The following is an 8,167-nucleotide window of genomic DNA, read 5'->3' on the forward strand; positions in this document are numbered from 1 at the left end:
TGAAGATGATGCCGGTCTGCTCCACGCGCTCGCGGGCCAGGTCGGCCACGCGGTCGTGGTCGATGAGCCGGTCGGCCTCCTCCTGCACCAGCTGGTTGAAGGCGTCGCGCACCTTCATGCGGCGGCGCTTGCGGCGCGAGGGAAAGACCTTGCTGAACATGTCGCGCACTTGCGAGCCCACGTCCTCCAGCCCCGGCATGGACAACACGCCCACCTGCGGCCCGCCGGATTCCTCCACCTCCATGTCCACCTCGCGGTCGTCCAGGTTGCCGCCGCGCCACAGGGTGCGCAGCTTTTCGCGCGTGGACGTGCGACTGTCCGAGGCCGGGCTGCCGGTCGAGGACGCGGCCCACACAAAAGTCACCGGCTTCCCGACCATCGACGATGGGCCGGTTCAAGGCGCGCCGCTGGGCGGGCTGGGCACGGGCACATTCGCGCGCACGTACGCGGGCAACTTCGCGCGGTGGCACATCAGGACCGGGGCGCACGCGTACGGAACGGCCCCGGCGGACATGTTCAGCGTCTACGCGCAGCAAGGCAGCCGCAGCATCGCGCAGGCGCTGTGGACCGGCGCGCCCGCGGAAACGCTCGCCGCGTGGCAGTGGAACTATCCGGTGGGCGCGGGCACGTACTACGCGCTCTACCCGCGCTCGTGGTTCGTCTACGACTGGGACGCGCTGCCCGTCGATCTGAGTGTCGAGCAGTTTTCGCCCATCATCCCCGGCGACTACGAGGCGAGCAGCTACCCGGTCGCGCTATTCAACTGGACCGCCAGCAACCCGACAGACGACCCGGTCACGGTCGGCGTGATGTTCACCTTCGCCAGCTTCCTCGGCACACCGGAGGGGCGGATTCAGCGGGCGGTCAGCGAGGACACGCCAGAGGGGCGGCTGGTCGGCGTGGAGATGGGCACGCTGAGCGCGAACGCCAGCAACGATTCGCGCGGGACGATCGCACTGGCCGCGCTGGAAACGCCCGGCGTTTCGGTCAGCTACCGCACGCGGTTCCAGGTGACCAGCAGCGGCGCGGATATCTGGCAGGATTTCTCCACCGACGGCGCGCTGGATAACGTGGACGACCAGACGATTTCCGCCAGCGGCGACGCCCCAGCTTCCGGCGTGGCGATCACGTTCACGCTGGCCCCCGGCGAGACGATCGAGGCGCCGTTCGCGCTCGCGTGGGATCTGCCCGTGATGGCGTTCAGCGGCGGCGACCAGTGGTACAAGCGCTACACCGCGTTCTTCGGGCGGGACGGCAATCACGCGTGGGACATCGCCGCCGAGAGCATCGCGCAGCGGGACACGTGGCGCAGCGCGATCGAAGCGTGGCAGGACCCGATCCTGGCCGACGAGTCGCGCCCGGAGTGGTACAAAACCGCCCTGTTCAACGAGCTGTATTATCTCGCGGACGGCGGCACCGCGTGGGAACACGGCAAGGTCGGGGAACCGGAGCCGCCCGCCGACTATATGGGCCACTTCGCATACCTGGAATGCTTCGACTACCCGTATTACAACACGTTCGACGTGGACTTTTACGCCTCGTTTGCCACGCTGGAACTGTGGCCGGACATCGAACTGAGCATAATGCGCGACTTCGCGGCATCGGTGTTTTACGAGGACACGAGCATGTTCCGGGTCGGGTACTACAACGGCAAACCCATGCAGCGCAAAGTGCTGGGGGCCGTGCCGCACGATATGGGCACGCCCGGCGAATCACCGTGGCTGCGCCCGAACGCGTTCACGTGGCAAGACGTCAACGGCTGGAAAGACCTCAACGCCAAATTCGTGCAGCGGCTCTACCGGGACGCGGTGCTGCTCGACCAGCCAGAGCTGATCAAGGAGATGTGGCCCGCCGCACAAGCCGCGATGGACTACCTCGGCGCGATGGATCACGACGGCGACGGCATCCCCGAAAACGAGGGCATCCCCGACCAGACCTACGATACCTGGCCCGCGACGGGCGTCAGCGCCTACAGCGGCGGGCTGTGGCTGGGCGCGCTGGCGGCCATGCGCGAGATGGCACTGATCGTTGGCGACGAAGACGCCGCGAGCGAATATGGCGACCGCCTCGCCGCCGCGCAGGAGGCTTACGAGGCGGCGCTGTGGAACGGCACGTACTTCGACTATGACCAGACGTCCGACACGATCATGGCCGATATGCTGGCGGGCGAATGGTACGCCACCATCAGCGGGCTTTCGGTGCTGCCGCCGGATCATGTGGACAGCGCGCTGGACGCGATCTATACGCACAACGTGCAGGGCTTCAACGACGGCCAGATGGGCGCGGTGAACGGAATGCGTCCCGACGGCACGGTGGAAGACGGCGAGCAGGCCAGCGAAGTCTGGGCCGGGACGACCTGGATGCTGGCCGCGCACATGCTGTTCGAAGGGCTGGACGACGACGCCTGGGCGACGGCGTGGGGCCTGTACCATCACGTCTACGAGACGGGCGCGCTGTGGTTCCGCACACCGGAAGCCTGGGACGCGGCGGGCGACTTCCGCGCCGCGATGTACATGCGTCCGCTGGCGGTGTGGGCGATGGAGACCGCGCTCGAACGGCGGTAAAAGCAAAAAACGCTTTCTTTCGGGAAAGAAAGCGGGCGAAGAAAGCCGGGGAAATGGAGAGCGGCGTTATTTGCGGCGCATGAACTGCGGGAGCCGCTCCCCGCTCGCACACACGTCGATCAGTTCCGCGAGGCGCTTCTGGCGCGTCTCGTCGCGTTTGGCGCTCATCACCCACCCCGTCACCACCTTACGGTAAGACGGAGCCTGCGACTGGAAAAACGCCCAGGCAGGTTCATTGGACCTGAACTGTGCTTCCAGGGCCGGATCGAGATCGCGGTGGCGCGCCTCGTACGAATACTGTTGGCGCTTGCCGTGATCGCGCGCCTCGAACGCACGCAGCCCGGCGGGCTGCATCAAGCCCTGCGCGCTAAGTTCCTCCACGCGCTTGATGTTGACCTCGCTCCAATTGCTGCCGGGGCGTCGCGGCGTGAAGCGGTTCGTGTAGCTTTCGTCGTCCACGCTTTTGCGGATGCCGTCGATCCAGCCGTAACACAGCGCCTGATCGACCGACTCCGGCCACGTCATGCTCGGCTTCCCAGTTCCTTTTTTGTAGTAGCCGACCCACAGCTCGGTCACGGAGTCGTGATTCGCATCCAGCCACGCGCGGAAGTCGTCCGGCGTTTCGAAAAAGGTGACGTCCACAGGCAGTTTCCTCTCCGCTAAAAACCGGATGATCCGAGTGTAATTTTAGCACACGCGTTCTGATTCCGTCAATCATGCAGGGAACCAGAATAGGTGGGTAAGCGTTGGGTTAACGGGTCGATCGGGTCATGTAGGCGCGGGAGAACGGGTTTAAGATGCCTGAAGTGAACAGAGCATGCAGAGAAAGGATTCCAGTACCGCTATGCCGCGACTTCGATACCTGCTCGCTACCGCCCTGGTCGTGCTGACCACGCTGGCAGCGGTCCCCGGTGCAGCCCTGGCCCAGACGGACGCGATTCCATCGCCCCAGGCCGCACTGTACCACTACTACACGGCGATCAATATGCAGGACTACGCGACCGCGTATGGCATGTGGGCCAATCCCACCCAGACGCTCGACGCGTTCCAGAACGGATTCTCCACCACGCAGCGGGTCGTGCCGTATTTCGGCGCGTTCGAGAGCGCGCAAGCCGCCCTATCCGCTGGAACGGTGCGCGCCGTGCTGCTCGGTTACGAGACGGACGGCAGCGTGCAGACCTATACCGGCTGCTTCAATCTGGGTTTGAATAACGCGCGCTGGCTGATCACGGGCAGCAATTTCGTACAGGTGATGGACACGACCGCGCCGGATCAGGCGAGCGTCGATATGATGCTCCAGCAGCCGTGCAGCGCCGACGCGACCACCCTGCCCCTAGCTCCCAAAACGGCCAGCGCAATGGAGGGGCTGCTGCTGAATTACTACGACCTGATCAACGCGGGCCAGTACGATCTGGCGTACGCGATGTGGCTCCAGCCGATCCCCGGCCCCAAGCCAAACGGCCAGCCCGCCGAAGATTACCGCCCGCCGTTCGAGGCGTTCCGCACGGGCTACGGGAACACCTCCTACGTGTACGTTTATCCGGGTGATGCGGTAGAAGGTGGCGCAGCCGCCGGGCACGCCTACCTGGACGGGTATATCCCGGCGGTGCTGGTCGGCCAGCAAACCGACGGCAGCCTCGCGGCCTATTATGGCTGCTACGTGACGGGCTTCCTGCCCGACGGCACGCTGGGCATCGTGAACGGGCGCTTCTTCCTGTTCGAAATGCAGGCTCCAACCGCGCAGGAGATCCAGGCGCACCTCGGCACGGACTGCCCCACGCTGGCGATTCCGTACTGAGGTAACTTCACCTCACCCCCGGCCCCTCTTCAATCAAGTTGGAGAGGGGAGACAAACAAAGTGCCCGGTGATTCTATAGGGACGGATTTTTAACCCGCCCGGCAAGCCCGCACGTTTGCGGGCCTGTTTCGTTCCCCGGCTGGCGATAGACTGCGCGACACGCCCCCGGTTATAATGCAGGCAGCACCTGCGCCTACCCCGGAGGGAAACATCATGGCGCCCGTCGTGAGCTTGAAGGATCTCAAAAAGACATTCCGCCTCAAACGCAAGCAACCCGGCCTGCGCGGCAGTATACGCGCGCTGATCGATGCCGACTGGCAGACGGTCGATGCTGTGAAGGGCATTTCGCTGGAACTGGAAGAAGGCGAGATGCTGGCGTTCATCGGGCCCAACGGCGCGGGCAAAAGCACCACGATTAAGATGCTGACGGGCATCCTTCACCCTTCCAGCGGCGAGGCACAGGTGTTGGGGTACGTGCCGTGGAAGCAGCGCCGCGCGCTGTCGTACGAGATCGGCAGCATCTTCGGGCAGAAGCCGCAGTTGTGGTATCACCTGCCGCCGGTAGACACGTTCGAGCTGTTTTCGCACATCTACGAAATGGACCCGGCGGTCTTCCAGCGGCGCAAAGGGTTTTTGATCGAGGCGCTGGGGCTGGCCGACCTGCTGAACACGCCGGTCCGCAAGCTGAGCCTGGGCCAGCGCATGCGCTGCGAGATCGCGGCCAGCCTGCTGCACGGCCCGCGCATCCTGTTCCTGGACGAGCCGACGATCGGGCTGGACGTGGTCGCCAAGCAGAGCTTGCGCGATGCGATCCGCACGCTGCACGACGAGGAAAACCTGACGATCTTCCTGACCAGTCACGACGCGGGCGACGTCGAAAGCCTGTGCAAGCGCGTGATCGTGATCAACCACGGACAAGTGATCTTCGACGATCGCACCAGCGCGCTCAAGCGGCGTTTTCTGCGGCGTAAGATCGTCGGCGTGCGCTTCGGCCAGCCGATCCCCGACGACTTTTCGGTGCGCAACGCCACGCTGCTCAAGCGCGGGACGTGGGGCGTCAAGCTGGAACTGGACACGCACGTCCGCCCGGTGGACGACCTGATCGGCGCGCTGATGCAGTACGCGCCCGTGGTGGACTTGACCGTGGAAGACCCGCCGATGGAAGAAATCATCCGCGAGATTTATCTGGCCGAGGAAGCCGTCACGGTCGAGCACGACCCTGACGCCAGGCCCGTACCGGGTGGTGACGTATGAGCGCGATATCCGCCCCCCAACAGCGCGGCCAGCCGCGCGCGCAGATCGACAAATATGCCGCGATCATGCGCATCAACGTGCAGAACAGCGTCGCTTACATATGGGACGCGGCGGGCCAGGGCGTCTTCATCGTGCTGTTCATCTTCATCTTCTCACAGCTCTGGCACGCGACCTTCGCCGCGCAAGACGCGACCGTGATCGGCGGGCTGACGCTCAACCAGACGCTGTGGTATTTCGTATGGGCGGAGCTGATCGAGCTGTCGAAGATCCGCGTATCGTTCACCATTCAGGACGAGGTGAAGGACGGCAGCCTTGCCTATACGCTGGGCCGCCCGTACAACTACGTGCTCTATCACCTGTTTTCGGGCCTCGGCTCGGTCGGCATCCGCATGATCTCGGTGCTGGTGTTCGGGGCCGTCATCGCGCTGACGCAGGTCGGCCCGCTGCACACGTTCCGCATCGAGACGCTGCCCGCCGTGCTGCTGGTGACGCTGTTCGCGTTCCTGATCGATTACTGCTTCAGCGCGGGGATCGGGCTGCTGGCGTTCTTCTTCGAGGACACGTCCGCGTTCCGGCTGATCTACCAGAAAATCAATTTCGTGCTGGGCGGGCTGCTGCTGCCCGTGGACTTTTTGCCCGGCGCGGTGCAGACGGTGGCACGCGTGCTGCCGTTCAACCTGATCCTGTACGGGCCGTCGAAACTGTTCGTCGCGTGGGATTCGACGCAGTTCGTGCAGATCCTCGGCTTGCAGATCGTGTGGCTGGCGATCCTGGGGAGCGGTGTCGCAGTGCTGTTCCGCTATGGCGCACGCCGCGTGAGCATCAACGGGGGCTGAGATGGCGCGCATTGGGAACGAAATCGGCTTCGTACTGCACATGGTCAAACTCAATCTGGCCGGGATCATGGAATATCGCGCCAGCTTCTTGATGCAGGCCGTGGGCATGTTCATCAACAACGGGATCTACTTCGTCTTCTGGCTGCTGTTCTTCGACCGTTTTCAGGAGATTCGCGGCTACCAGATCGAGCAAATTTACCTGCTGTTCGCCATCGTCGCGCTGGGCTGGGGGCTGGCGTTCACGCTGGCGGGCAATGCTTCGCAGGTCGCGCCGTTGATCGCTCAGGGGCGGCTCGACTATTACCTGACCCTGCCCCGTCCGGTGGTGCTGCACCTGCTGTTCAGCCGCATGGACGCGTTTTCGATGGGCGATTTGACGTTCGGCCTCGTCGCGTTCCTGCTGGCGGGGCATTACGATCCGGTGTCGATCGGGCTGTTCCTGCTGTGCTCGGCGCTGGCGGCGGTGATCTTCGCGTGCTTCCTGGCGACGGCGGGCTGCCTGTCATTTTTCGTCGGTAACGCGACGCAGTGGGCGTCGTACATGGCGAACGCGATGGTCACGTTTGCACTGTATCCGATGGGTCTGTTTCAAGGCGCGATGCGGCTGATCCTGTACACGCTGATCCCGGCGGGCTTCGTGGGCGCGGTCCCGGTCAAGGTGGTGGAGACGCACAGCATCACGCTGGTGATGGGGTTGGCGGGCGCGGCGCTGGCCAGCGCGCTGGTGCTGGTGCTCGTGTTCCGGCTGGGGCTGCGGCGCTACGAGAGCGGCAGCGCGATCAATGTGAATATTTGAGGGGCAGCGGGCAGCGGGTAGCTGCTAGCGATTAGCGGTTAGCGGTTAGCCAAAGGCAAGGGCAAAGGCACCTCACCCCCAGCCCCTCTCCAACTTGATTGGCTGAGGGGGCGACACTAGATTCTGCTGAGGGAAGAGATAGCCAACGAAACGCGCACTGTCTCTTCCGAATCTCGCAGTCTCTCGCTCAAAACATGCCATAGAAGCATGTGCGATGCGCTGCGAAAAAGTTACTGTCGCCCCCTCAGCCAACTTGATTGGAGAGGGGAGACAAGCAGACAGTCGCGTGGTTTTTGTAGGGGCGTATTGCGATACGCCCCTACGGCAAGTTAAGCATTCAGCAGCGCCTTAGACGACTCTGCTTTTCGTAGGGGCGATGCAAGCATCGCCCGCCGTCAGCAAAGCCGGGTAGAGCAAGCTCTCCCCCTACGCACATGCGACCTGGCGACTTGCTCCTTGACTGCCTGTTTATTGTAGGGATCAGACGCCTACCAATCCGTTGACTTGGTACACATGGGGTGTATCGCAATACGCCTCTACAGAAGTCGCGTCATTGAGTGAAAAGGGCGAGTTTGAAACTCACCCCCTACAAGAGCAAAAAACGCGCGCCGCACGGGGAAATGTGCGGCACGTGAGTTTGGCCTTGGCCTTGGCTAACAACTGCTCTTAGCCGCACTTCTGGACCGTCTGGCAAAGCTGCGTCAGATGCAGGCGATCGTGTTGGGCCGTGAAGTTCGCCATTTCGAGCAGCGTCGTCGGACCGAAGATGCTGTGCCGCGCCGGGCGATCCCAGGCGTCGGCGGGGAGCGCGGCAAGGAAATCGAGCGTGATCTGGCGCTCGGCGGCGAAGGCCAGCGCGACGGGCCAGCCGTTCGGCGGGCAGGTGCGCGTGGCGGGACCGGGCGGCGGGTTCGGATCG

7 protein-coding genes and 1 pseudogene are annotated in these 8,167 nt (G+C 63.8%); 5 read left to right on the forward strand and 3 right to left on the reverse strand.

Annotated elements, in window-relative coordinates:
• Positions 1-331: pseudogene (locus tag V7116_RS24590) on the reverse strand (HslU--HslV peptidase ATPase subunit); the annotation flags it as partial.
• Between V7116_RS24590 and V7116_RS24595 the strand changes: the two are divergent.
• Positions 243-2,564 (forward strand): non-lysosomal glucosylceramidase, encoded by a 2,322-nt coding sequence (locus V7116_RS24595; RefSeq protein ID WP_349258561.1) that lies wholly within the window; start codon positions 243-245, stop codon positions 2,562-2,564. The pseudogene V7116_RS24590 and the gene V7116_RS24595 overlap by 89 nt on opposite strands.
• A gap of 66 nt (positions 2,565-2,630) precedes the next feature.
• Here the strand turns inward: V7116_RS24595 and V7116_RS24600 are convergent, their stop codons facing one another.
• Complete coding sequence (locus V7116_RS24600) at positions 2,631-3,206, reverse strand: YdeI/OmpD-associated family protein (protein ID WP_324394645.1); 576 nt, start codon at positions 3,204-3,206, stop codon at positions 2,631-2,633.
• Positions 3,207-3,408: 202 nt separating this feature from the next.
• Here V7116_RS24600 and V7116_RS24605 point away from each other — a divergent pair, with 202 nt between their 5' ends.
• The 4 genes from V7116_RS24605 to V7116_RS24620 all read left to right on the forward strand — a co-directional run bounded on the left by V7116_RS24605 (position 3,409) and on the right by V7116_RS24620 (position 7,248).
• Positions 3,409-4,362 (forward strand): hypothetical protein, encoded by a 954-nt coding sequence (locus V7116_RS24605; protein WP_324394646.1) that lies wholly within the window; start codon positions 3,409-3,411, stop codon positions 4,360-4,362.
• A 213-nt stretch (positions 4,363-4,575) separates the two neighbouring features.
• On the forward strand, positions 4,576-5,616 hold the full coding sequence (locus V7116_RS24610; RefSeq protein ID WP_324394647.1) for an ABC transporter ATP-binding protein: 1,041 nt from the start codon (positions 4,576-4,578) through the stop codon (positions 5,614-5,616).
• Positions 5,613-6,452 carry an ABC transporter permease gene (locus V7116_RS24615; RefSeq protein WP_324394648.1) on the forward strand — a complete coding sequence of 280 codons (840 nt, stop codon included), beginning with the start codon at positions 5,613-5,615 and terminating at the stop codon, positions 6,450-6,452. The genes V7116_RS24610 and V7116_RS24615 overlap by 4 nt, the downstream gene beginning before the upstream one ends.
• Before the next feature lies 1 nt (position 6,453).
• A complete protein-coding gene (locus V7116_RS24620; RefSeq protein ID WP_324394649.1) occupies positions 6,454-7,248 on the forward strand; it encodes an ABC transporter permease in 795 nt (264 codons plus the stop codon).
• A 666-nt stretch (positions 7,249-7,914) separates the two neighbouring features.
• On the opposite strand, the gene V7116_RS24625 is transcribed toward V7116_RS24620, so the two are convergent.
• On the reverse strand, positions 7,915-8,167 hold a 253-nt coding region (locus V7116_RS24625; protein WP_324394650.1), incomplete at its 5' end, for a DinB family protein.

This window comes from Aggregatilinea sp. (assembly GCF_036822615.1).
Lineage (GTDB): Bacteria > Chloroflexota > Anaerolineae > Aggregatilineales > Aggregatilineaceae > Aggregatilinea.